The sequence below is a fragment of the Dickeya sp. ws52 genome (assembly GCF_007210685.1).
Lineage (GTDB): Bacteria > Pseudomonadota > Gammaproteobacteria > Enterobacterales > Enterobacteriaceae > Dickeya > Dickeya chrysanthemi.
This window is the reverse complement of record NZ_SZVX01000007.1, coordinates 78,150-101,462: the sequence shown is the minus strand read 5'-3', so window position 1 is coordinate 101,462 and position 23,313 is coordinate 78,150. Positions and strand designations below refer to the sequence as shown.

23 protein-coding genes are annotated in these 23,313 nt (G+C 54.3%); 9 read left to right on the top strand and 14 right to left on the bottom strand.

What is annotated here, in order from left to right:
- Positions 1 to 43: 43 nt before the first annotated feature.
- Entirely contained in the window at positions 44 to 1,300 is a 1,257-nt protein-coding gene (locus FDP13_RS08655; protein ID WP_012767818.1) for a valine--pyruvate transaminase, read from the top strand.
- A gap of 157 nt (positions 1,301 to 1,457) precedes the next feature.
- Here the strand turns inward: FDP13_RS08655 and FDP13_RS08650 are convergent, their stop codons facing one another.
- The 3 genes from FDP13_RS08650 to FDP13_RS08640 all read right to left on the bottom strand — a co-directional run bounded on the left by FDP13_RS08650 (position 1,458) and on the right by FDP13_RS08640 (position 3,656).
- Positions 1,458 to 1,709, bottom strand: a complete 252-nt coding sequence (locus FDP13_RS08650) for a DUF1471 domain-containing protein (protein WP_143839218.1) — start codon at positions 1,707 to 1,709, stop codon at positions 1,458 to 1,460.
- A gap of 472 nt (positions 1,710 to 2,181) precedes the next feature.
- Positions 2,182 to 3,150 carry a glucokinase gene (gene glk, locus FDP13_RS08645; RefSeq protein ID WP_012767808.1) on the bottom strand — a complete coding sequence of 323 codons (969 nt, stop codon included), beginning with the start codon at positions 3,148 to 3,150 and terminating at the stop codon, positions 2,182 to 2,184.
- Positions 3,151 to 3,290: 140 nt separating this feature from the next.
- Positions 3,291 to 3,656, bottom strand: coding sequence for a DUF3861 domain-containing protein (locus FDP13_RS08640; RefSeq protein ID WP_231389514.1), 366 nt, complete (start codon positions 3,654 to 3,656; stop codon positions 3,291 to 3,293).
- A 33-nt stretch (positions 3,657 to 3,689) separates the two neighbouring features.
- On the opposite strand from FDP13_RS08640, the gene FDP13_RS08635 reads away from it, so the two are divergent.
- On the top strand, positions 3,690 to 4,130 hold the full coding sequence (locus FDP13_RS08635; protein ID WP_012767806.1) for a MarR family winged helix-turn-helix transcriptional regulator: 441 nt from the start codon (positions 3,690 to 3,692) through the stop codon (positions 4,128 to 4,130).
- A 52-nt stretch (positions 4,131 to 4,182) separates the two neighbouring features.
- Here FDP13_RS08635 and FDP13_RS08630 read toward each other — a convergent pair whose 3' ends face one another.
- Complete coding sequence (locus tag FDP13_RS08630; protein WP_143839217.1) at positions 4,183 to 4,620, bottom strand: GNAT family N-acetyltransferase; 438 nt, start codon at positions 4,618 to 4,620, stop codon at positions 4,183 to 4,185.
- A 32-nt stretch (positions 4,621 to 4,652) separates the two neighbouring features.
- Positions 4,653 to 4,793 carry a hypothetical protein gene (locus FDP13_RS21650; protein ID WP_156128041.1) on the bottom strand — a complete coding sequence of 47 codons (141 nt, stop codon included), beginning with the start codon at positions 4,791 to 4,793 and terminating at the stop codon, positions 4,653 to 4,655.
- A gap of 60 nt (positions 4,794 to 4,853) precedes the next feature.
- Here FDP13_RS21650 and FDP13_RS08625 point away from each other — a divergent pair, with 60 nt between their 5' ends.
- Positions 4,854 to 5,975 carry an aminotransferase class V-fold PLP-dependent enzyme gene (locus FDP13_RS08625; protein WP_143839216.1) on the top strand — a complete coding sequence of 374 codons (1,122 nt, stop codon included), beginning with the start codon at positions 4,854 to 4,856 and terminating at the stop codon, positions 5,973 to 5,975.
- A 2-nt stretch (positions 5,976 to 5,977) separates the two neighbouring features.
- Here FDP13_RS08625 and FDP13_RS08620 read toward each other — a convergent pair whose 3' ends face one another.
- Entirely contained in the window at positions 5,978 to 6,448 is a 471-nt protein-coding gene (locus FDP13_RS08620; RefSeq protein ID WP_012767803.1) for an Lrp/AsnC family transcriptional regulator, read from the bottom strand.
- 200 nt (positions 6,449 to 6,648) lie between these two features.
- On the opposite strand from FDP13_RS08620, the gene FDP13_RS08615 reads away from it, so the two are divergent.
- Positions 6,649 to 7,296, top strand: a complete 648-nt coding sequence (locus tag FDP13_RS08615; protein ID WP_143839215.1) for a YitT family protein — start codon at positions 6,649 to 6,651, stop codon at positions 7,294 to 7,296.
- A gap of 42 nt (positions 7,297 to 7,338) precedes the next feature.
- Here the strand turns inward: FDP13_RS08615 and FDP13_RS08610 are convergent, their stop codons facing one another.
- From FDP13_RS08610 to FDP13_RS08575, 7 genes are all read right to left on the bottom strand, one after another.
- Positions 7,339 to 8,517 (bottom strand): SGNH/GDSL hydrolase family protein, encoded by a 1,179-nt coding sequence (locus FDP13_RS08610; RefSeq protein ID WP_081638994.1) that lies wholly within the window; start codon positions 8,515 to 8,517, stop codon positions 7,339 to 7,341.
- A 37-nt stretch (positions 8,518 to 8,554) separates the two neighbouring features.
- A complete protein-coding gene (locus tag FDP13_RS08605; protein WP_143839214.1) occupies positions 8,555 to 9,631 on the bottom strand; it encodes a DUF459 domain-containing protein in 1,077 nt (358 codons plus the stop codon).
- Positions 9,618 to 11,021 carry an MBOAT family protein gene (locus FDP13_RS08600; protein ID WP_143839213.1) on the bottom strand — a complete coding sequence of 468 codons (1,404 nt, stop codon included), beginning with the start codon at positions 11,019 to 11,021 and terminating at the stop codon, positions 9,618 to 9,620. The genes FDP13_RS08605 and FDP13_RS08600 overlap by 14 nt, the downstream gene beginning before the upstream one ends.
- A 611-nt stretch (positions 11,022 to 11,632) precedes the next feature.
- Complete coding sequence (gorA, locus tag FDP13_RS08590) at positions 11,633 to 12,985, bottom strand: glutathione-disulfide reductase (RefSeq protein WP_012767798.1); 1,353 nt, start codon at positions 12,983 to 12,985, stop codon at positions 11,633 to 11,635.
- 258 nt (positions 12,986 to 13,243) lie between these two features.
- Complete coding sequence (locus FDP13_RS08585) at positions 13,244 to 14,029, bottom strand: nucleotidyltransferase domain-containing protein (protein WP_033577056.1); 786 nt, start codon at positions 14,027 to 14,029, stop codon at positions 13,244 to 13,246.
- Positions 14,030 to 14,047: 18 nt separating this feature from the next.
- Entirely contained in the window at positions 14,048 to 15,271 is a 1,224-nt protein-coding gene (locus FDP13_RS08580) for an RtcB family protein (RefSeq protein WP_143839212.1), read from the bottom strand.
- A 67-nt stretch (positions 15,272 to 15,338) separates the two neighbouring features.
- Positions 15,339 to 16,253 (bottom strand): SPFH domain-containing protein, encoded by a 915-nt coding sequence (locus FDP13_RS08575; protein ID WP_143839211.1) that lies wholly within the window; start codon positions 16,251 to 16,253, stop codon positions 15,339 to 15,341.
- Positions 16,254 to 16,483: 230 nt separating this feature from the next.
- On the opposite strand from FDP13_RS08575, the gene rtcR reads away from it, so the two are divergent.
- Both rtcR and rnz read left to right on the top strand, forming a co-directional pair.
- A complete protein-coding gene (gene rtcR / locus FDP13_RS08570) occupies positions 16,484 to 18,073 on the top strand; it encodes an RNA repair transcriptional activator RtcR (protein ID WP_033577054.1) in 1,590 nt (529 codons plus the stop codon).
- Between the two features lie 10 nt (positions 18,074 to 18,083).
- Positions 18,084 to 18,998, top strand: a complete 915-nt coding sequence (gene rnz / locus FDP13_RS08565) for a ribonuclease Z (RefSeq protein WP_143839210.1) — start codon at positions 18,084 to 18,086, stop codon at positions 18,996 to 18,998.
- Positions 18,999 to 19,046: 48 nt separating this feature from the next.
- On the opposite strand, the gene FDP13_RS08560 is transcribed toward rnz, so the two are convergent.
- A complete protein-coding gene (locus FDP13_RS08560) occupies positions 19,047 to 19,889 on the bottom strand; it encodes a 23S rRNA (adenine(2030)-N(6))-methyltransferase RlmJ (protein ID WP_033577052.1) in 843 nt (280 codons plus the stop codon).
- A gap of 202 nt (positions 19,890 to 20,091) precedes the next feature.
- On the opposite strand from FDP13_RS08560, the gene FDP13_RS08555 reads away from it, so the two are divergent.
- The 3 genes from FDP13_RS08555 (at position 20,092) to rsmJ (ending at position 23,293) form a co-directional block, all read left to right on the top strand.
- Positions 20,092 to 20,376, top strand: a complete 285-nt coding sequence (locus FDP13_RS08555) for a DUF2623 family protein (protein ID WP_012767792.1) — start codon at positions 20,092 to 20,094, stop codon at positions 20,374 to 20,376.
- 125 nt (positions 20,377 to 20,501) lie between these two features.
- Positions 20,502 to 22,544: an oligopeptidase A gene (gene prlC, locus FDP13_RS08550; protein ID WP_143839209.1), complete on the top strand. Its 2,043-nt coding sequence runs from the start codon at positions 20,502 to 20,504 to the stop codon at positions 22,542 to 22,544.
- Entirely contained in the window at positions 22,541 to 23,293 is a 753-nt protein-coding gene (gene rsmJ / locus FDP13_RS08545) for a 16S rRNA (guanine(1516)-N(2))-methyltransferase RsmJ (protein WP_143839208.1), read from the top strand. The genes prlC and rsmJ overlap by 4 nt, the downstream gene beginning before the upstream one ends.
- The last annotated feature ends 20 nt before the right edge of the window (positions 23,294 to 23,313 follow it).

The following is a 23,313-nucleotide window of genomic DNA, read 5'->3' as shown; positions in this document are numbered from 1 at the left end:
TAAGGTGTCGGTTTACCTGTGCTTCACCCTTTATTGACAAACTATGAACTTTTCCCGTTTCGGCAACAAATTTACCCGCCATGCCGGTATTACCCAACTGATGGACGACCTGAACGACGGGCTGCGCACCCCCGGCGCCATCATGCTGGGCGGCGGCAATCCGGCCCATATCCCGGCGATGGACGACTACTTTCAGCAGTTGTGTCGCGACCTGTTGGATCAAGGAAAGCTGACGGATGCGCTGTGCAACTACGACGGCCCACAAGGCAAAGATGTACTGCTGCATTCACTCTCCGGCCTGCTGCGCGAACAGTTCGGCTGGGAGATTGGACCACAGAATATTGCACTGACCAACGGCAGCCAGAGCGCGTTTTTCTACCTGTTTAATCTGTTCGCCGGCCAAACCGATGACGGCCAACGCCGTCGGGTTCTGTTCCCGCTGGCGCCGGAATACATCGGTTATGCCGATTCCGGGCTGGATGAAGACATGTTCGTCTCCGTTCGCCCGCAGATCGAGCTGCTGCCGGCCGGGCAATTCAAATACCACGTCGACTTCGAGCAACTGCGCATCACCGACGACATCGGCATGATTTGCGTCTCGCGGCCCACCAACCCCACCGGCAACGTACTGACCGACGAGGAACTGCTGCATCTGGACGCGCTGGCCCGCGAACATCAGATTCCGTTGGTGATCGACAACGCCTACGGCGTACCGTTCCCCGGTATTATTTTCAGCGACGCCACGCCGCTGTGGAACCCGAACATTATCCTGTGCATGAGCCTGTCCAAGCTCGGTTTGCCCGGTTCGCGCTGCGGCATCGTGATCGGCTCGGAACACGTGATCGAAGCACTCGGCAACATGAACGGCATCGTCAGTCTGGCGCCCGGGTCCATCGGCCCGGCGCTGGCGCACGAGATGATTCAGCGTGGCGACCTGCTGCGGCTGTCCAACGACGTGGTGCGGCCGTTTTACCGCCAGCGGGTGGAGCAGACACTCGCTATCATTCGTCGCTACCTGCCGCCGGAAGTGTGCCTGATCCACAAACCCGAAGGAGCGATTTTCCTGTGGCTGTGGTTCAAAGACCTGCCTATCACCACTGAGGTGCTGTACCAGCGGCTGAAACAGCGCGGCGTGCTGATGGTGCCAGGCCATTACTTCTTCCCCGGTCTGGAACAGGAATGGCCGCACGCCCACCAGTGCCTGCGCATGAACTATGTGCCGGAGCCGGAAAAAATCGAACAGGGTGTGGCCATTCTGGCTGAAGAAGTGGAGCGGGCGCGGCAAGAAGGCGGCGTCTGATATCGGGAAAACGCCCGATGCAGAAAGAATCACCACGCCTCGCTGCCGCACTCCGTTATTTTTGAGGGCGGCAGTCAATCGCTGCGATAATACGCACGTAAAAAAGCCGCCCGAAGGCGGCGGCTTGTGCGGTCTTTTTCGCGATAGAAACCGATTATCAGTTGTAGATTTCTGCGACGCCGCGCAGTTGGTTGTCGTTACCGGTCGCGGAGATGATGCGGAATGATTTGGCACCGGCTGCGTTGGCTTTTTCAGACAAGCTGCTCTGCAGACCGTCCAACGTACTTGCGATCGCGCTGACAGTACCAACGGACGGGTTGGCGCTGTGCTGTACTTCTGTCGCAGCAAAGGTGCCGAAAGAAACGGTAGCCAGGGCGATAACTGCAACAATATTTTTGATGGCGTTCATGGTCAATATCCTTCACGTTGAATTCGGTTTATTTTCTTAACTGGAGGCGTCATCGCCTTCGATGGAAGTGATAATAGACCTGTTGACGGCGCGTTAAAAACGGGTTTATTTGCAGATATCTTTCAAATTTTATGAATCATAAAAACCATCATAACCGCTCTTCCTGTTCTCTCACCGTTATTTACGCCAAAAGCAGATACTAACGGCTGGTTTCAACGGTCTGTTTGAAGTCGGTATCGGCTCCAATACCTGATGCGACAAAGCGGCCTCGCTGCGTTTACACAAGACGAATTAGGCTAGATTTGAGATGAGCGTGATGGAAAATGAGCAGGAATGACTGTTCTCGGCCTTGCCGGCTTCTTCGCTGCAATAGAATACCGGCAGTTGCAACGAAGAAGCCCGGCCAGAAAACACTGCGTCAGGCAACCCGCTGGTTACCTGACGACTCGCATATCAGCCGCAGGACAGTGACTTACAGCGTCTGGCCCAATGCCTGACGCAGATATGCGCCGGCGCCGAGCAGCCCTGGCTGCGGGTGAGAAATCATGAACACCGGAATGTCGGCCAGATAATCACGGAAGCGGCCTTTGTCTTCAAATGCGCTACGAAAACCGGAGTTGCGGAAGAATTCCAGAAAACGCGGCACAATGCCGCCGGCGATATAAACGCCGCCGAAGGTGCCGAGATTCAGCGCCAGATTGCCGCCAAAGCGCCCCATCAGCACGCAAAACAGCGACAACGCACGCAGACAGTCGACATCGCTGTGCGCCAGCGCCCGTTCAGACACTATCTGCGGCGTCAGCGCTTCCGGCACCCGGTCGTCCGCTTTAACGATCGCCCGGTAAATATTCACCAGCCCCGGTCCGGACAGCACGCGCTCGGCGGAGACATGTCCCAGTTCCTGACGCAACACCTGCAACAGGATGTCCTCTTCTTCGCTATTCGGCGCAAAATCGACGTGACCGCCTTCGCCCGGCAGGCTGAGCCATTTCCCGTCCACCGGTAACAGGTGCGCCACGCCCAGCCCGGTTCCGGCACCGTATACCGCCACCGGCTTGCCCGCGACTGGCGCTGCGCCACCCAGTTGAATAACATCTTCCTGCGTCAACGCCGGAATCGCCATGCTGACGGCGGTAAAGTCGTTGATCACCGCCAGGCGTTCAAACCCCAGGCTCTGCCGCATGGCGGCAATCGAAAACGCCCAGTGATGATTAGTCATCTCCACCCAGTCGTCGGTCACCGGGCAGGCGATGGCAATACAAGCTTCTTTGATGGTGAGCTCCGCGTGTTCCGCCAGAAACAGGCGAATCGCCTCTTCCAGACTGTCATGCTGCTGAACCGCGTACTGCTTGCTGTGCGACAACTTCCCATTCGCCAGTTCACACAGCGCAAGACGTGCGTTGGTGCCACCGACGTCACCTACCAGCGCATACTGATGCATAAATTACGTTCTCCCATTGAAATATCATCATGCGTACTTGAGCACACGGAGAAAGCCGTGCGCCGCTAACGGCAAGCACGCCCGAATCTCACTCATCTTCACTGGCAGTACATGCCGTCGGGGAAACGTAACACAAGAAATCAGGCCGTCTCCCCCCGTTTCAGCCGCAGCATAAAGTCCCGAAATGCAGGTGCCAGGTCCCGGAACAGGTCCTCTTTGCGGTGGGTCATCATGACCTCGCTAAACAACTTCAGCCCGGTGCAGAACGCGGCAACTTCCGAGTCCGGCAAGATCCCTTTTAGCCGAACTTTCTCAATAATTTCCAGAATATCGTCATGATTGGTGGCGTCAAACGTCAATGCGTGATTTTGCGGCGTTTCGTCGCGATTATCGGTGAGTTTTTCCAGCGTGATACGATAGTGGTACGGCATGGTTTTATCCTTGCGGTTAGATGATGTGATGGAATGGGCGGCGGTTTTCGCCATATGGTTGACAATATCAACCATATAATCCAAATAGTTGATGAGGTCAACAAATTAATGCATGACACTCTTGATACCCAAACTTTTGAGTTGCTGGGAGAAGTGATCCACGGCGTTAAGCAACGGCTACAGGAGAGCGACGCACTCACACAGACAGGGCTCGCCCCGTTTCAGGCGCGTACGTTGGGATTGATTGCCCATCACCCTGGCCAGAGTCAGCATTTTCTGGCGCAGTATATGGGGCGGGATAAGGCGCAGATTGCCCGCCTACTGAAAGAGCTGGAAACGCTGGGGTTGATCACCCGACAGCCTTCACCAACCGACCGCCGGGCACAGGTGGTGTCGCTGACGAAAAAAGGCGAGGACACACATCGTCGTTTCGCGCAGGCGCGCACCGAGCTGCTGCAACGTGCATTTGTCGATGTCACGCCGGAAGAACGTCGGCAGTTCGCACAGGTATTGCAGAAAATGAAGGCTAACCTGATAGCTTCGGAATAACACCGAAATCCAGTCATGACCCGGTGTGAAGGGTATCCGCGCTATGTGTGCCCTAGATGTAGATATCCTTGCGGAGAAACGTCCAGGTGTAATCCTGCCGGTTGATTGGCTCGTATCCGACCTTCTGGTATAGCCACGGCGCGGTAGAAGTCAGCAGCAACTGGCGACGCAGGCGCTGCAATCGTGGGTGGTTTACCGTGCATTCCACCAGAAAACGACCCAACCCGGTGCCTTGATAGTTTGGCAGCACAAACACATCGCACAGATACCCGAAGGTGGCGAAATCCGTCACCATGCGGGCGAAACCAATCTGACGCGCCTGATGGTATAAACCGAAACACAAGCTGTTGGCGATAGACAACGCAACGGTTTCCCGGTCGATGCCTTCCGCCCAACTGGAGGTAGCGAGGTAGCCATGAATAATGTCCAGGTCAAGCCGCTGCGGATCGGTCGACACCTGATAGTTCTCTTGTTCCCATTGAGCTGACACAACTTACTCCTTTTAATCATGATGGGGTTTTATCATCCCACCAGACCGCCCACCTTAACAACGCCGATGACAACAGATAACCCCCCCTGCACCATCAGCAATATGCCGATGCCGAATCCGGTTATTTGCATCAACGTCAGCAGGTTGAAATAGTCATACCGTTTTTCCCTCAATCCCGCGTATTCTCATGAAAACAACATCATGAAAAAAATACCGAACCTGAGGAGAAACCTGTGGCGATAACCCTTCCTGAAGCACTGATTCCGGCCGACCCGCGTTTTGGCTGCGGCCCGTCGCTGATTCAGCTTGATGACCTGACTCGCCTGAAAGATAAAGGGCCGCATCTGCTGGGCACCAGTCACCGCAAAGAGCCGGTGCGTGCGCTGTGCCGCGAGATTCAGCAGGGCCTGCGAGATTACCTGTCGGTGCCGGACGACTACAGCATCGTGCTGGGCAACGGCGGCGCCACCGTGCTGTTCGACATGGTCGGCCTCGGGCTGGTTAGAAGCCGCATCGTCCATCACACCTGCGGCGAGTTCTCGGAGAAGTGGTTTAAAGCCTCGCACCGGATTCCGTGGATTCAGGCGGACAACGTCGCGGTGGAATACGGTCAGGCAAACACCGCCTTTGTGACGGAAGGCGCGGACGTGGTGGCCTGCACGCTGAGCGAAACCTCCACCGGGGTGATGAACACCCGTTTGCCCGAGGTCGGCGAGGATTGCCTGCTGGCGGTAGACGCCACCAGCGGCGCGGGGCAAATCGCCTGCGACCTGTCCCGCGTGGATGTGTTTTTCTTCTCGCCGCAAAAGGTGTTCGCCAGCGAAGGCGGATTGTTTATCGCTATTTTGTCGCCGAAAGCCAAAGCGCGGATCGCCGAGATCGCCGCCGATCCCAGCCGCTACATCCCGGCGTTCGCCGACTGGCGGCTGGCGCTGAGCAACAGCGAGCAGCAGCAGACTTACAACACGCCGGCGGTGGTGACGCTGTTTCTGTTCGCCGAACAGGTCAAACGCATGAACGCGCTGGGCTTCGCCGAGGTGGAGCGTCAGGCCGCCGCCAAAGCGGCGCTGCTGTACCAGTGGGCCGCCGAGCGGGATTATCTGTCCGCCTATGTGGCTGACCCGGCGTGTCGCTCCACCACCGTCGCCGCCATCGACGTAGCGGACTCCATTTCGGTAGACAAGCTGACCCGCTATCTGGACGAACAAGGGCTGGCGCACGGCATCGAAGGTTACCGGGCGCTGGGGCGCAATCAGTTACGCATCGCGCTGTTTCACAACATCGCCTTCGACGACCTGAAAACGCTGACCGCGTTGATCGATTTTCTGGTCGCCAGCGGTGAATTCGCCGCCTGAGCTCACACCGTCGCTTTAACCGGCAGCGCGGTTTTGTGAATCAGTCGCCGCAGTGAAAACGAGGACTGCACGTCACGCAGTCCTTCGATTTTGATCAACTTCTTTTGCAGGAATTTCTCAAAATCAGACAGGCTGGCAGCCACCACCCGCAGCATGAAATCGTGGCTGCCGGACATCAGGTGGCACTCCATTACCTCGTCAAAGGTGGCGATCTGCTGTTCAAACTTGCGAAAGGTCGCTTCCGATTTAGGCTCCAGCGTCAGTGATATGTACGCATTCACCGGAAACCCGGCTTTTTCCTGATCCAGCAGCGTCACATACCGGTCGATCATGCCGGCGTCTTCCAGCTGTTTCAGCCGCCGGGTGCAGGGCGTGGCCGACAGGCACACCCGTTCAGCCAGCTCGGTGGTTTTCAGCCGCGCATCCTGTTGTAGCTCATTCAAAATCTGCGCATCGATACGGTCGATTTTCATGGGTGACAATCTCTATTTATGCCGTCATTACGAGTGATAATCCCTAATCTAATCGATAAATGGCTTTTCTTTTAGTTAAAACTCACTCCATGATCAATGTTAACTTGAGCGCCATAATTGAATTTTAAGTCATGAAAACCGCAGATATATGCATTACTTATGACTAAACCGAACGACATCGTATTGATGAGGGCAATACCGTGCTGAAAGACTCTGCTGCACTACCCAATACAGCGGAAACCAGCCAGAAGTTGGCGCTGGCCCACACGCTGAAAGACGATGTGTACGGCCTGATACTGGGGGTGATGTTTATTGCGATCGGGCTGAACCTGCTGAAACTTTCAGGCATGATCACCGGCGGAATTGCCGGCATCGCCCTACTGCTTTCTTACGTTGTTCCGCTGTCGATCGGCGTGCTATTTATCCTGACCAACATCCCGTTCATGATTTTTTGTTACTTCAGCATGGGGCGCGCGTTTACGCTGAAGACACTGATCGTCAACATTGCCCTGAGCCTCGCCACCCAGGCGGTGCCCGGTTTGCTGACCATCGACTATGTGCATCCGCTGTTTTCCGCGCTGGTGGGCGGCACCTTTCTCGGCATGGGCATCCTTTCGCTGGCTCGCCATAACGCGTCGGTCGGCGGCACCGGCGTGCTCACGCTATGGCTCTATAAACGCTTCAATATCAATGCCGGCAAGAGCCAGATGCTGTTGGATGTGCTGGTGTTCGCGATATCCATGCTCACCATGCCCATTACTTTGCTGCTGTGGTCCGCGCTCAGCGCGCTGGCGATGAACGCAATGCTGATGAACTGGCATAAACCGGGGCGTTATCAGGGCGGGTAAGACGGCAGTGTAATGGTAGCCATCCGGCGAACAGCTATACCGCTATTCCTGAGTTGCATTCAGTAATGCCACAAACTGCCGCCATAGCGCGTCAGCACTACGCTGGTACCCTTGCTGGGTCAGATGAATCAAATCAGGGCGTGCTATTCCCTGCTGTTGCCAGCGTTCAATGGCACAGTCTCCCCCCATGTAATCAAACCAGCTCCAAAACAGCGTGTGATAGGATTGGGCGACCTCTCGCTGGGCCTGAATAACCGGTTTTAGCAAAACCGGCTGGTGCTGCCGACAAGATGCGCCATTTTTATTGCTGATACTGCTACCGGGGCCAACCAGCAGAATGACCGCTTCCGGCAACACTCGTCTGATAGCCTGCACATATTCGCTATAATTTTGCTGATAACGTTGAATATCAAGTTGTTGGTCAAAGGCTTCGTTCGTACCGTACGCCATGACTACCATGTCCGGCTTCAGCATTTGTAACGTGGATAACCAGTTATCGCGCCATTTATCCAGCATGGAAACCCGAGCGCCATTGATACCAAGCGCACTCAACATGACACCGCCACGATGACTGGATGACAGCAGCCATCCGGCCAGTTGGCTCCCTCCCGAAGGTGCCAGCGAATACCTGACGGGCGACTGGACAGTCACTGGCTGGCTCAATACCCAGCGGGACTGGCTGCATGGCAGCACAACCGTCTGATGCTGGATCTGTATCTTCCCGTTCGCCTGATTACGGTACAGCGCTTGCATTAAAAAGGCCGGGTCAGTGTCACGTACAACCAACTCTGCGTCATTATTGTCCCGACGCGGCGTGGCGATATTGCCGCCTAATGTAAATCCAGCATTCGTGGTTTTTCGGCTGGTTACCATGTCCCAGCCGTTAGCATTTGAGAACAAGACGTTATCAAACCGGTTACCCGATATTGCCAAAGGACTAATAAAACCAACGCCGCCATCTCCATACTGCTGTTTAAAATGACGACGCAGTTGCCCGGAAAAAAAGTCCGATGCGGTATGCGAATCCCCCAATTGCAGGATGTGAATCTTTTCTTTATCGCTATGGTTCAATTTACGTTTAAGCCGCTGCAACCCCGGATCGCCATAATCGATTAACTGAATCCCATTCTCTCCGCCCATTGGAAATGTAGTGGTTTGAGGAACATTATTATTTTCCCGGCTACAGGATGTGAGCTGAATCAGACAGAGCGTCATCATCATTAAATACCTTTTTTTATCCATTACCTTATCTGTCATTCTAATGATTTATCTCATTCAACGAGGGCTTCACATTTATTTTCGAAAAAATACGTTCGGCAATCATTTTTTGTCCCGTCAGCGAGAAATGAACACCGTCATTAGTGCGAATACGCACTTTCGCTTTATTCTGTTCCATATCAGGAGAATAGACCTCTCTCTGATAGCCAAAAATCTCATTCACCCGAATGGATATTTCATTGCCAGCTTTTACTTCAGACTCAAACAAATCATTAATATAATTAATTCCATGATTGAGCTTCTTATTCTCCACATTCGGGGGAGAAATCCATATGACGGAAATCCGCTTTTCACGAGCTGAATGGAGTATAGAGCGGATACGGTCACGATACGCACTCTCCCATGCCGGCGACTCAAACTTCAGGAAATTCTTACCATTACCAGACGGCATATCCCAAGGGTCGTTTGACCCTAAAAACACCACCAGCACGCCAATATCCTGCCTTTTTTCCAATTCACGGCTCAATATTAACGGCCAGTTGAAAAAATGAGGGTACGTCAGGCCAGTGCTACGTTTACTTAAATCAATACCCGCCACACTATAGCGATCGCGTAACATTTTAATGACGTGAGGCGCCACCCCCTCCATCATAGAATCACCGATAAAAAGGACCGTCTGCCCAGCGTTCAATACCACATGGTCATCCCTAATATTGGTACTGGCACTGTTGGTTGAATTGCCGTCAATATGAGTGGAGGGGGCTTTGACAGCAGCGGAGGGTAACGGCTTTTCCCGGAGAGCGATTGGCCTTGCTGCCTGCCGTGGTGTGACAGACGCACCATCACCTAGCGGCTGCTGTGCGTGACCTTCGGGAACTGATGTCAGGCTCTCTACAAATGAATTTTTGGCTGCCTGTGAGGCTTCCATCAGGCGATCACCGAATACCCATGACGGGCTGGTAATGCCATCCCACGGACTTTTAGTATGAAAATGGAGCTCCCAATAACTATTGATTGATTGCTGATCCAGCCATATCAACCCCACCATACAGCTCAGTATCACAAGCAGGCTCTTAAAGACATGAGCCAACATGGTGCGGTATTCAGAAGTTTGCATAGATAAACCCCGGCACGCCAGCAGGCGCAAAAAAGAAAACCACTGCTAAAAATGAAAAAATCACGAAGGGCACCATATACCATTCGAGACGTTTCAACGTAGTAGCAATATTTTCACGCAGCGTTATTAACGATGGATAGATAAGCAATAAAACAATGAAACCAGAAATTCCCCATATATCGTTTACCGTCAACTGTGCTGAATCCGCTCTGGAGATCGCTTTCAAAATGTACAACGCATCATGCACACTGCCAGCCTTAAAGAAAATCCAGGCCAGACAAACAAAATGAAAGGTGAATAACCGTGCGAGACATCCTGGTATCGGAATTATTTCTTTATTCTGCCGGTATTTAATCCAAAAATTATAAGTAATCAAACCAATACCATGTATTCCCCCCCAGATTAAAAAGGTAATACTGGTGCCATGCCAGATACCAGACAATACCATCGCAATGAAGATATTGAGCTGCGTGTGCCACCATCCCTGACGACTCCCGCCTAACGGGATATAGATATAATCACGAATGAACGAAGAGAGACTTATATGCCATCTTCGCCAAAAATCCTTTATGTTATCAGCAGCATAAGGATGTGAAAAATTCATATCTATCTGAAAGCCAAGTAAAATGGCAATCCCTGTTACCAAATTGGTGTAACCAGAAAAGTTGAAATAAATCTGCCAGGCCCATGCATACGTTGCCAATATGCACTGCCAGCCGGTATAGTTTTCGGGATCAATGAATACAGATGAAACATAGTTTTCATCCAGCCATTCGTTTAAACAGAATAGCTTGGCTATCGCCAGTGCAATAAGAAACAGCGCCCGTGTCCACTCCGTTAGCCGGCGTGGACGTTTTGTCTCTATCTGGGGTAGCAGCCAGGCTGCCCGGTTGATGGGACCAGAAATAAAGGTGGGAAAAAAGTTCAGATAAAGCAAAGTATTAAAAACATTACTTTGCTTTATCTCACCTTTTGCAACTGACACGATCAGGCTAACGGCATTAAATATATAAAATGATAAACCAATAGGAAGCAATACATTAAGCACGGGAAGCGTGACGGCAATATGATACTCACTCAGTAGCATTTGCAAGTCATCACGCAAACCTGAGTAATACTTAAACATAACAAAGAAAACAACAGTAAAAAAAATCAACAAACAAATAGAAAGTTTTCTAAACTCAGTATGAGTCGCCAACTTCAAAAGAAAACAAACACAAGTACTAAACAATAGCAGCACGATCAAAGACTGCCAGCTGGATAGCAGCACAAGGCCATAACCCGTCACAAGCAGAATGAAATTCTGCACTTTTACCCAGGGAGAAAAAATCCAATAAATCAAAAACAAAACGAGAAATAAAAAGGAAAACTCAACAGAAAGGAAATTCATTAATACCACCATGCACTTATTAAAAATGCGATTTATACCCAAAATAATTCGAGTTGCAGGACGGCGGCAACCGAGCGAATCCCCAGGAGCTTACATCAGTAAGTGACTGGGGTGAACGAGGGCAGCCAACACACCTGCAACTTGAAGTATGACGGGTATAGAAATATACCTTAACCACCTATTTCACCTTCCCAGAAATAAAAAATGATTTTTAACATAAAGAAATTACTGACAAGAAAAAATACATTGACCAGAGAATAACTAAAAAAATCAAACATCATGATCATGGCAACATCATCATATAGACATGAATCAGATATACCTGAAAAAAAACCACCTAATTATTTCCCGACATACCTTTTTATGACATGAAATGACAAATGGTTTCATCATAACAAACGGCTGTAACAATAATTACCGCACGCCACAATCTGGCTGAAATTACCCGGCAGGAAGAAACGTCATGTTGGTGAACGGGTATAAGACAAGATATTTCAGGGTGAATGAAAGTCATCAATTCATTGAGGAACTCTGCCTAACCGCATGACTCAGGGTGAAAATAGTTTCACCCTGATGAACAGCGCGATATAAGCACATCACGATCTTACGTGTTATCGCATAGTCACAAACTCTTCCGCCGCCGTTGGGTGAATCGCTACGGTGTTGTCGAAGTCTTTTTTGGTCGCGCCCATCTTCACCGCCACCGCAAAGCCCTGCAGGATTTCATCCATCCCGAAGCCGATGCCGTGCACGCCGACGATTTTCTCTTCCGGCCCCACACATACCAGCTTCATGCGGCACGGCTGACGGTGCTGCGTCACCGCGGTATACATGGCTGTAAACGCGGACTTATACACCTTAACCTGATCGTCGCCGTACTGCTCACGCGCCTGCGGTTCGGTTAATCCGATAGTGCCGATCGGCGGGTGGCTGAATACGACGGTCGGGATATTGCTATAATCCAGATGTTCGTCCGGCTTGTTGTTGAACAGCCGTTCAGATAAACGGCGCCCCGCCGCTACGGCGACCGGCGTCAGCTCAACGGCACCGGTATTGTCGCCCACCGCGTAGATACCCGGCACCGTGGTGTTCTGGAATTTATCCACCACGATGTAGCCCTTGTTGTTAAGTGCGACACCTGCCGCTTCCAGGTTTACCTTATCGTTCGCCGGTTCACGGCCAATCGCCCAGATCAGGCAATCCACGGTGTGTTCGTGCCCGCTTTCCAGTTGCAACGTCAGGCTACCGTCGGCATTTTTCACCACCGCTTTAGGGATGGACTCGGTATGCAGTGCCGGACCTTCGGTGTTCATCACTTCCACCAACGTTTCCACAATCAGCGGGTCGAACTGGCGCAACGGCGCGTGCTTACGCACGAACAGGTGAACGTCAGAGCCGAGCGCATTCAGCACGCCGGCGATTTCCACCGCGATGTAACCGGCACCCACGACGGCAACCCTCGGCGGCAGCGCGGTCAGTTCAAAGAAGCCATCAGAATCAATGCCGTATTCCGCACCGGGAATGTCCGGGCGCGTCGGCCGGCCGCCGGTGGCGATCAGAATATGGTCGGCGGTGATACGCTCGCCGTTCACTTCCACGGTTTTCGCATCCACAAAACGGGCAAAGCCCTGAATCACATCGACCTGATTTTTCCCCAGCACATTATTGTAGGACTGATGGATACGGTCAATGTAGGCGCTGCGGTTTTTCAGCAACGTATCCCAATTGAACCGATTGACGGTAACATCAAAGCCATAATCCGGCCCGTAGTGATGAATGGCTTCGGCGATCTGCGCCGCATACCACATCACTTTCTTCGGCACGCACCCGACGTTGACGCAGGTGCCGCCCAGATGTTTGGCTTCAATCAGCGCACATTTCTTGCCGTACATGGCCGCACGGTTGATGGAGGCAATACCGCCGCTGCCGCCACCAATGGCGAGATAGTCATAATGTCTGGTCATCAGGGCTCCACGCTTGCTTTCGATAAACGTTCGATAAAATTAAATAGGCCGTACCCGCCGCCATCTCTGCGACAGGTGCCTTACAGTTCATGCTCTGGCTGGGCGCAAAACGTTACGCCGGCGAAAAGTGTAACGCCGGCAATCGGTATCCGGCAAAGACAGAAAGCGGGATTGTATGAAGAAATGCGTAGCGGTTCGCAACGGTTTTGAAAATCGGTGCGATAGGTAAAACCGGCTATCACCGGTTTTACACCTCAATCACCCTTCCATCACCGTATCAAACAACAACCGGTTCAACGTCTGGTCCATCCCTGCCAGCGACGCATCCAGTACGGGCCATTCGCGCCCCAAATGCTGCTCTATAAACGCATGGATAGCAGGCAATCGGGCACCATATTGCGCCTCACCGCACTGACGTTTGATGCGCAGCAGATGCGCGATTTCCGCCAGCAAATCCTGATCGGTCACCGTCTCTGCCAGCAATGACTCAAAGCGCATCGGCGGAGCGCCCTTACCCGATTCTATCCATAGCGCCGCCAGTATCGGCCTGAGTACATAAAAATACTTCTTCAGCCGGACCGATTCCCCCTGCAAATATCCGCGAAAGTTCTTCCGGGCCATTGATAAATAATGGTAACAGGCGCGCCCCGGCGAAAAATGATCCGGCGCCAGCGCACGTATCTGCATCATGGATTGATCATCCTGCTGGTACACCACCGGCGAATCCAGCCACTCCATGAGCGTCGGGTTGGCGCGCTTCAGTAACCCCAGCGCTTTACGCAGTTCCCACCCGCTGACATCCAGCTCATCATCTATAGGTAATTCAATCACATCCCGAGCCTGCTCAACCCGAAAATACCACTCCGGAGGATGGACATAGATAAAACGCACATCATAATCGCTGTCCGGCGAAGCAAACCCCCACCCTCGGCTGCCCGATTCACAGGCATACAGCACCCGCACGCCAAATCGGCGTTCCACGTCTGCCAGCACACTGCAAACCCGTTCGCGCATTCGCGCACTCACACCAGATTCATCTTCCATATTTTTCTCTCATTATCCTTATCCTTTTACGCACACCACCTGCCGCAGCGTGTGAACAATCTCGACCAGCGACGCTTGCGCCGCCATGACGGCATCAATGTCTTTGTACGCCATGGGAATTTCATCAATCACGTCATGGTCCTTTCGACATTCGACATGCACCGTCGCCTGAATGTGGTCTTCAACCGTAAATCGCTTTTTTGCCGCCGTTCGGCTCATGGTGCGCCCGGCGCCATGGCTACAGGAACAAAAGCTCTCTTGATTACCCAAACCACGCACAATGAAACTTTTTGCTCCCATCGAGCCGGGAATAATCCCCATCTGCCCGCGATGGGCCGATACCGCGCCCTTGCGCGTGACCAGCACCGGCTCGCCAAAATGCGTTTCCTGTTGCACATAGTTGTGGTGGCAATCCACCGCCTCCTGCCGGGCGGTAAACGGCCTGGGGATCGCCTGTGCCAATGCCTGCAGCACCTGTTCCATCATCACCTCACGGTTATGGCGCGCGTACCCCTGTGCCCAGCCAACCGCATACATGTAGTCATCGAAATGACGGCTACCTTCGGCGAAATACGCCAAATTACGGTCCGGTAGATTCGCAATATGCTGCCGCATGTCTTGCTGCGCCAACGTGATAAACAGATTGCCGATGGCATTGCCGATACCACGGGAACCGCTGTGCAGCATCACCCACACCCGATCCATCTCATCGAGACACAATTCGATAAAATGGTTACCGGTTCCAAGCGTGCCCAAGTGGTGGTAATTGTTGGTTTTCAGCAACGACGGATAGTGTTCGGTAATACGTTTGAACCCGGCATCCAGTTGCCGCCAGTGGGCATCAACGCGCGGCGGCGGTTGATGCCATGCACCTTTATCCCGTCCACCACGATTCACGCTACGCCCATGAGGAACCGCCTGCTCAATGGCGCTGCGAATACCCAACAGATTGTCCGGTAAATCGGCGGCAAGGAGCGAGGTTCGCACCGCCATCATGCCGCAACCGATATCCACCCCTACCGCGGCCGGAATGATGGCGCCGCGAGTGGGGATAACACTGCCGATCGTAGACCCCTTGCCGACATGAACATCCGGCATCACCGCCAGATGACTGAAAATAAACGGCATCTTCGCCGTATTCAGTAATTGCTCGCGGGCCTCAGGCTCGACCGGAACACCGTGCGTCCACATTTTTACCGGTACGCCATGCGGCGCATCCAGCACCTGATAATCGTTATGCATGGTATAAATCCCTTAATTTATTTTTAATTCAAATAGTTATTTTTATTTAACGTTAACGCCGCGCCGGTTACCAGGCGGCGTTATAGCCTGCGGTGTCCATCACGGCCAGCGAAAGCAGCGCTATTCCGTAACCCGTCAATTGCTGATCCAGTTGCTCACTGACCTGCGCCCCAACGGTATGTTTCCGGTTCAGCAGTTCATCAAAAGTATGCGTTCCCACTACATCCCGCAGCACAACCTGTAAAGCCCGGCATAGATGCGCTTCTGGTTTCGCCAACTGCGTAAACGCGGCCAGAACATCGCTGTAGCGCCAATTCGCCAATAACGTCAGACGCACGTTGATCCGATCCGCCGTCAGCACCTCGATATCTTCAACATCCAGCGCCTGTAAGCGCGTGTCCACCATCGTCACACTCACGCTACGATTGAAGCGCCAGTAGCCATGATTACCCGGCGGCAACAGTGCCGAAGGTTGCCCATTAAGATGCAAAATCCCGACATGCCATGTCGGTACTGCAGCGACCAATACGCCGGCCTCACCGGCGACCACCTGCCCACGTAAGTCGGGCTGCATGAATGCCGGCAGCAGCCTGGCCGGCACCTGAGTCTCATTGACGGAAATACGCTCGATAGCCTGCTGTTCATCCCGACGCCAGTACAAACGCCGTGTCCCCGGCGGCAAAATCTCGCACAGGTGTTCGCGGTCATAGCGCAAGCCAATCTCATCATCCGCCATATCCGCCGACAGGCAGTAGCGCGCAACCCACTCCGGATGAAACCGACGTAAATGTTCGGCAAGCGCGGTTTCAACCCTGGAACCATCCTGCTCGATGAACGCCACCGTCCGTTTCCGTGGCCAACCCAATACGATATGAGCACCCGTTTCCAGGACTCGCCACACGTTGCCGTTTTGGCTGAGTAAACCGAGTTGCCCTTTTCTTATTGTTATTTTCTTGAACATCTTCTTTTTAATCCCTTTCATAAAATATCCGGGAACAACATCACCGGTTCCCCCAGCCGTAACCGGGTATGCTTCCCTCCCTGTGTATAGCCCGGTATTTTTGCCAAAACCGTGCCAGTCTTTTCTTATTTGACGACATAAATTTAAACCGATGATTTTTAATAGTTTTATTTAAAAACCCTCTATCCTGTTAATCATTAACCCGGTAAAGTAATATCCGAAAAGATAAGGACTTATAAAAAAGGATAAGCATGAAGCGCAGAGTGATGATCGGCGTGCTGGGCACGGCGTTGGATAAACGCGGGAAGCGGCAAAATCGCTGGAATCGGTGGCGGCCAACAATCGCCGCCTGCCAGCAACCGGATCTGCCGATTGACCGACTGGAATTGCTCTATCAGCCACGCAGTTTCGGGCTGGCGCAACAGGTTCAGGAAGATATAAGCCAGATATCGCCTTCCACCACGGTGAATCTGCATGAGGTTGAACTGACCGACCCCTGGGACTTCGAAGAGGTCTACACCACGTTTCTCGACTTCGCGGCGCACTACCCGTTCGATACGGAAAACGAAGAATATCTGGTACATATTACGACCGGCACGCATGTGGTACAGATTTGCTGGTTTCTGCTGACGGAAGCGCGATACCTGCCGGCCCGGCTGCTGCAAACCAGCCCGTCGGACCATGACGACGCCACACCGTCTCCCGCCGGGCAGTACACCGTTATTGACCTCGATCTTAGCCGTTACACCGCCATTACCAGCCGATTCCTGCGGGAACAACAAGCATCCGTCTCATTTCTGAAAGCGGGGATCGCCACCCGTAATGCAACGTTTAACCGCATCATCGATCAAATTGAACGGGTTGCCCTGCGTTCTTCCGCGCCTATTTTGCTAACCGGCCCCACCGGTGCAGGCAAATCTTTTCTGGCCAACCGTATTTATCAGCTCAAGGCGTCGCGCCATCAGGTCAATGGAAAGTTTGTCGCCGTCAATTGCGCCACACTGCGCGGCGATAACGCGATGTCCACATTGTTTGGTCATGTTCGCGGCGCATTCACCGGAGCGCAGCAATCACGGGCAGGGCTGTTGCGGGAAGCCGACGGTGGAATCCTGTTTCTTGATGAAATCGGTGAGTTGGGGCCGGACGAACAGGCGATGCTGCTGAAGGCGATAGAAGAAAAACGCTTTCTGCCGTTTGGTTCCGATAAAGAAGTCAGCAGCGATTTTCAGTTGATTGCCGGCACTCACCGGGATATGCCGCATTGGGTAGAGGCCGGGTATTTTCGTGAAGACCTGTACGCACGCATCAATATGTGGACTTTTCCGCTACCGGGTCTGGCGCAACGTTGTGAAGATATCGAACCTAATCTGGACTTCGAGTTACACCGTTTTGCCCAACAGCAACAAATCCAGGTGCGGTTCGATAAAGAAGCACGCCAGCGTTTTCTGGCCTTTGCCTGTTCGGAACACGCCAGTTGGCGGGGCAACTTTCGCGAACTGGGTGCCAGCGTACACCGCATGGCGACGCTATCCGAGCAAGGGCGCATTAATACCGTGCTGGTAGATGAAGAAATTCAACGTCTTAAACAGCAATGGCGTAGCACAACCGCCAATACGATATTGCCGGCCCACCTCGGTGAGCTGGATATCTTCGAGCAATGCCAGCTTGAGCGAGTGTTAGAGGTATGCCGACAAACCCACAGCCTGTCGGAAGCCGGACGTACGCTATTTGCCGTTTCGCGCCGACAAAAAAAACAGCCCAACGACGCCGACAGGCTACGTAAATATCTGGCCCGCTTTGGGTTGAGCTGGGATGACGTGAAAAACACCGCATCGATATAAAGGGAGTCACATGGAACTGATTTTTCTCGGCACCAACGCGGGTGTGCCCACTAAAGAGCGTAACGTCACCAGCATCGCGCTCGACTTGCACGGTATTCGCCCGGCGTTCTGGCTGTTTGACTGTGGTGAAGGCACTCAGCACCAGATTTTGCGCACCCCAATCAAACCCGGCAAGCTGGAGAAGATTTTCATCACCCATCTGCACGGTGATCACTTGTTCGGGCTACCCGGTTTACTGTGTTCACGATCCATGGCCGGCGTCGAAACACCGCTGACGCTCTACGGCCCGGCCGGGCTGAAAACCTTCGTCGAAACCGCGCTGACGCTGAGCGGCTCCTGGCTGACGTATCCGCTGGAAGTGGTGGAGGTCGTTCCCGGCACGGTGTTTGAGGATCATCAATTTAGGGTGACGGCGCATGAACTGTCGCACACCCTGTATTGCGTGGGATACCGCATTGAGGAGCGCCCCAAACCGGGCCCGCTGGATGTGGAGAAACTGGCGGCGCAGGGCATCAAGCCCGGTGCCTATTTCCAGCAGTTGAAACGCGGGGAAACGGTAACGCTGGACGACGGGCGGGTACTCAACGGCTGGGATTACCTCGGCCCCAGCCTGCCGGGCAAATCGCTGGCAATCTTCGGCGATACCCGCCCAACGCCGGAAGCACTCAAGCTGGCTGCGGGGGTCGATGTGATGGTGCACGAAGCCACGCTGGAAGGCGTGATGGCGGAGCGCGCCAACGAACGCGGGCACTCCACCACCCTGCAAACCGCCGCCGCCGCACGGGACGCGGGCGCCAAACGGTTGATCATCACCCATTTCAGCACCCGCTATGGTCAGGCAGATCTGGAACGGCTGCGTCAGGAATGCCAGACGCTGTTTGCGGCAACCGAAGTCGCCACCGATTTGGCCACCTTTCGGGTATAACGACCGGGTATAACGACGGGCAGCGCCTCGCTCAGTTAAGCCGCACGCTTACTCCGGCACCACCCACTCAACCAACGCGTGGCCGGTGCCGGCCGGCACCAGCGCCTGATGCAGCCACGGCAGCACGCTTTTCATCTGGGATTCCAGTTTCCACGGCGGGTTGATGACAATCATGCCGGAGGCGGTCATACCGTGGCGATCGCTGTCCGGCAGCACCGCCAGTTCAATTTGCAGAATACGGCGAATACCGGTGTCTTCCAGATCTTTCAGCAAACGTTTGATGTGCTGACGCAGCACCACCGGATACCACAGCGCGAACACGCCGGTGGCAAAACGGCGATACCCTTCCTGAATGCCTTTCACCACCGCCTGATAATCGGTTTTCAGTTCATAGGGCGGGTCGATCAAAATCAGTCCGCGGCGCGACAGCGGCGGCAACTGCGCCTTCAACTGCTGGTAGCCGTCTTCACGCACCACCCGCGCCCGGTCGTCACGCAGAAACTCCTGACGCAACAACGGAAAATCACTGGGGTGCAGCTCAGTCAGATGAATTTTGTCGTACTCGCGCAGTAACTGACGGGCAATCAGCGGCGAGCCGGGGTAATAGCGCAGCTTGTCGCCGGAATTATAGGAGCGCACCACTTGCATATACGGTTCCAGCTCCCCCGGAATATCGTCCCGCTGCCAGATGCGGCCAATGCCGTCGAGGTACTCGCCGGTGCGCTCGGCGTGTTCACTCTGTAACTGATAACGACCCGCGCCGGAATGCGTATCCAGATACAGGAACGGTTTGTCCTTCTCTTTCAGCGCGTTAATGATCAGGCTCTGGACAGTGTGCTTCAGCACGTCGGCATGATTGCCGGCATGAAAACTGTGGCGATAACTCAGCATAACGAATGGATTTCCGGTCAATGAGGGCGCGTTTGCCGCTAATCGCCATAGTATACCCTAAATAATTCGAACGGTTAGCGCCGCAAAATACCCCAACAATCGCCGCAATCCCCCACGGATGTTATCCCTCATGGAATGGTGCAATAACCGACCTTTTTCGTTATATAATAATTTATACATCGAATATTCGGACACGACGTTTATGAAAAACCACTTTGGCGACGGTATCCTGGCGGGGCTACACGCCAGCACGCCGCAATCGATGAGCGACATCCGTCATTACTGCGACGATTACCGCCGCGGCTACGTCTGCGGTTATGCACACCAGCGCGCGTCACTGCGGGGAAGGCAACAGGCCGCATTCGAAGCCGGGCAATTGTGCCGCCGTTACGGGCTGATGCGCGACATCGTGGCGGAGTTCTTTTCCGACGTCAGTAACCCGTCGCTGATAGCGTGGTTTTACGCCGGTTACGATCAACCATCCTGAACGTCACAATCACCGCTGATCATCGCTTTTTACCGCCGGCCTTGGCCTGTTGTGCCCCCTGCCATTGATTTTCCCCTCATTACCCCTCATGTTAAGTCATCATTAATAAATTTCAGGACTGTGCCATGACCAATCCATTGCTTTCCGCCTTTACTCTGCCGCCGTTCTCCCAGATCCAGATTGAACACATCCTCCCCGCCGTACAAGCCGCACTGAACGATTGTCGCCAGACGGTCGAACGTGTGGTGGCGCAGCCGGGGCCGTTCACCTGGGATAACCTGTGTCAGCCGCTGGCGGAAAGTGATGACAGACTGGGGCGCATTTTCTCCCCGGTCAGCCACCTGAATTCGGTAAAAAACAGTCCGGAATTGCGTAGCGCCTATGAACAGTGCCTGCCGCTGCTGTCTGAATACGGCACCTGGGTGGGCCAACATGCCGGGTTGTACCGCGCCTACCGCGAGCTGCGTGACGGCGAGCACTACGCAAACCTGAGCATCGCGCAGAAAAAAGCGGTGGATAACGCCCTGCGCGACTTCGAACTGTCCGGGATTGCATTGCCGCCGGAACAGCAAAAACGCTACGGCGACATCGCTTCCCGTTTGTCTGAACTGGGTTCGCAGTTCAGCAACAACGTGCTGGACGCCACCATGGGCTGGACCAAACTGATAACCGACGTCAGTGAGCTGGAAGGTCTGCCGGAAAGCGCACTGGCCGCGGCCAAAGCCCTGGCGGAGGCGAAGGAACAACAGGGCTGGTTGCTGACGCTGGATATCCCAAGCTACCTGCCGGTGATGACGTATTGTTCCAATCAGGCGCTGCGTGAAGAGATGTACCGCGCCTACGTGACCCGCGCGTCGGAACAGGGCCCGAACGCCGGTAAGTGGGATAACGGCGAGGTGATGGCCGAAACGCTGGCGCTGCGTCATGAACTGGCGCAACTGCTGGGCTTCACCAGCTTCGCCGACAAATCGCTGGCCACCAAAATGGCGGAAAACCCACAGCAGGTGCTGGATTTTCTGACCGATCTGGCTAAACGCGCTCGCCCGCAAGGAGAGCAGGAACTGGCGCAACTGCGCGCCTTCGCCAAACAACATTTCAGCGTTGATGAGCTGAACCCGTGGGACATTACCTACTACGCTGAACAGCAGAAACAACACCGCTATTCCATCAGCGATGAACAGTTACGCCCTTACTTCCCCGAACCGCGCGTGCTGGAAGGGTTGTTCGAAGTCGTAAAACGTATTTACGGCATCACCGCCAAAGAGCGTCAGGGCGTTGACGTCTGGCATCCGGAAGTGCGTTTCTTCGACCTGTTTGACGAAAGCGGCGAACTGCTGGGAAGCTTCTACCTTGATCTGTACGCCCGCGAACACAAACGCGGCGGTGCCTGGATGGACGATTGCGTCGGCCGCCTGCGCAAAGCCGACGGCGAGCTGCAAAAACCGGTGGCGTACCTGACCTGTAACTTCAACCGCCCGGTTAACGGCAAACCTGCGCTGTTTACCCACGATGAAGTCACCACGCTGTTCCACGAATTCGGCCACGGGTTGCACCATATGCTGACCCGCATCGACACCGCCGGGGTTTCCGGCATCAACGGCGTGCCGTGGGATGCCGTCGAACTGCCGAGTCAGTTTATGGAAAACTGGTGCTGGGAGCCGGATGCGCTGGCGTTCATTTCCGGTCACTACGAAACCGGCGAACCGCTGCCGCAAGACATGCTGGACAAGATGCTGGCGGCGAAAAACTATCAGGCAGCGCTGTTTATCCTGCGTCAGTTGGAGTTCGGCCTGTTCGATTTCCGTCTGCACGCCGGTTATAACCCGGCTACCGGCGCACGCGTGCTGGAAACGCTGGCGGAGATAAAAGCGCAGGTTTCCGTGGTGAAAAGCCCGGAATGGAATCGCTTCCCGCACTCTTTCAGCCATATTTTCGCCGGTGGTTACGCCGCCGGTTACTACAGCTACCTGTGGGCCGACGTGCTGGCGGCGGATGCCTTCTCCCGCTTTGAAGAAGAAGGCATCTTCAATCGCGACACCGGCCAGTCATTCCTGGAAAACATCCTGTCCCGCGGCGGCTCTGAAGAACCAATGGAACTGTTCAAGCGTTTCCGTGGCCGCGAACCCCAACTGGATGCGATGCTGAAACACTACGGCATTCAGGGATGAAGATTGCGTTACTGACCGAAGCCGGCGCCGACCCCGAGGCGCTGGCGGTACTGGCCCAACGCTGGGGGCTGGAAAACGACACCGACGCCATGCTGGCGTTGGTGCTCACCCCCGAGCGGCTGGAGCTGCGCAAATGCGATGAACCGAAGCTCGGCGCCATCTGCGTGGATTTCGTTTCCGGCGCAATGGCGCATCGCCGCCGCTTTGGCGGCGGGCGCGGTGAAGCAGTCGCCAAAGCGGTCGGCATCAAAAAGGACTATCTGCCCGATGTGGTGGACGCCACCGCCGGCCTGGGTCGCGACGCCTTCGTGCTGGCCGCACTCGGTTGCCGGGTGCGGATGGTGGAGCGCCACCCGGTAGTGGCGGCGTTACTGGACGACGGCCTGCAACGCGGCTATCAGGACCCGGAGATCGGTGGCTGGCTGCGCGAGCGACTGACGCTACTACACGCTTCCAGCATTGACGCGTTGTCTGCCATTACTCCACCGCCGGACGTGGTCTACCTCGACCCGATGTTTCCCCACCGCCAGAAAAGCGCGCTGGTGAAAAAGGAGATGCGGGTGTTTCAGTCGCTGGTGGGTGCCGACGATGACGCCGACGCCTTGCTGGAACCGGCACGCCGTCTGGCGAAAAAGCGGGTCGTGGTCAAACGCCCGGATTACGCGCCGCCGCTGGCGGGTATACCGGCCCAGTCGGCGCTGGAAACCAAAAGCCATCGGTTCGATTTTTACCTGCCGATGACACAATAATCCGCTGTTCTGACTGCACG

Bases quoted from the DNA above. Each gene is read 5' to 3' on its own strand.
- FDP13_RS08655 (WP_012767818.1), top strand. From the start codon at position 44: ATGAACTTTTCCCGTTTCGGCAACAAATTTACCCGCCATGCCGGTATT.
- FDP13_RS08650 (WP_143839218.1), bottom strand. From the start codon at position 1,709: ATGAACGCCATCAAAAATATTGTTGCAGTTATCGCCCTGGCTACCGTT.
- glk (WP_012767808.1), bottom strand. From the start codon at position 3,150: ATGCATCAGTATGCGCTGGTAGGTGACGTCGGTGGCACCAACGCACGT.
- FDP13_RS08640 (WP_231389514.1), bottom strand. From the start codon at position 3,656: ATGGTTGATATTGTCAACCATATGGCGAAAACCGCCGCCCATTCCATC.
- FDP13_RS08635 (WP_012767806.1), top strand. From the start codon at position 3,690: ATGCATGACACTCTTGATACCCAAACTTTTGAGTTGCTGGGAGAAGTG.
- FDP13_RS08620 (WP_012767803.1), bottom strand. From the start codon at position 6,448: ATGAAAATCGACCGTATCGATGCGCAGATTTTGAATGAGCTACAACAG.
- FDP13_RS08610 (WP_081638994.1), bottom strand. From the start codon at position 8,517: ATGATGATGACGCTCTGTCTGATTCAGCTCACATCCTGTAGCCGGGAA.
- FDP13_RS08605 (WP_143839214.1), bottom strand. From the start codon at position 9,631: ATGCAAACTTCTGAATACCGCACCATGTTGGCTCATGTCTTTAAGAGC.
- FDP13_RS08600 (WP_143839213.1), bottom strand. From the start codon at position 11,021: ATGAATTTCCTTTCTGTTGAGTTTTCCTTTTTATTTCTCGTTTTGTTT.
- gorA (WP_012767798.1), bottom strand. From the start codon at position 12,985: ATGACCAGACATTATGACTATCTCGCCATTGGTGGCGGCAGCGGCGGT.
- FDP13_RS08585 (WP_033577056.1), bottom strand. From the start codon at position 14,029: ATGGAAGATGAATCTGGTGTGAGTGCGCGAATGCGCGAACGGGTTTGC.
- FDP13_RS08580 (WP_143839212.1), bottom strand. From the start codon at position 15,271: ATGCATAACGATTATCAGGTGCTGGATGCGCCGCATGGCGTACCGGTA.
- FDP13_RS08575 (WP_143839211.1), bottom strand. From the start codon at position 16,253: ATGAAAGGGATTAAAAAGAAGATGTTCAAGAAAATAACAATAAGAAAA.
- rtcR (WP_033577054.1), top strand. From the start codon at position 16,484: ATGAAGCGCAGAGTGATGATCGGCGTGCTGGGCACGGCGTTGGATAAA.
- rnz (WP_143839210.1), top strand. From the start codon at position 18,084: ATGGAACTGATTTTTCTCGGCACCAACGCGGGTGTGCCCACTAAAGAG.
- FDP13_RS08560 (WP_033577052.1), bottom strand. From the start codon at position 19,889: ATGCTGAGTTATCGCCACAGTTTTCATGCCGGCAATCATGCCGACGTG.
- FDP13_RS08555 (WP_012767792.1), top strand. From the start codon at position 20,092: ATGAAAAACCACTTTGGCGACGGTATCCTGGCGGGGCTACACGCCAGC.
- prlC (WP_143839209.1), top strand. From the start codon at position 20,502: ATGACCAATCCATTGCTTTCCGCCTTTACTCTGCCGCCGTTCTCCCAG.
- rsmJ (WP_143839208.1), top strand. From the start codon at position 22,541: ATGAAGATTGCGTTACTGACCGAAGCCGGCGCCGACCCCGAGGCGCTG.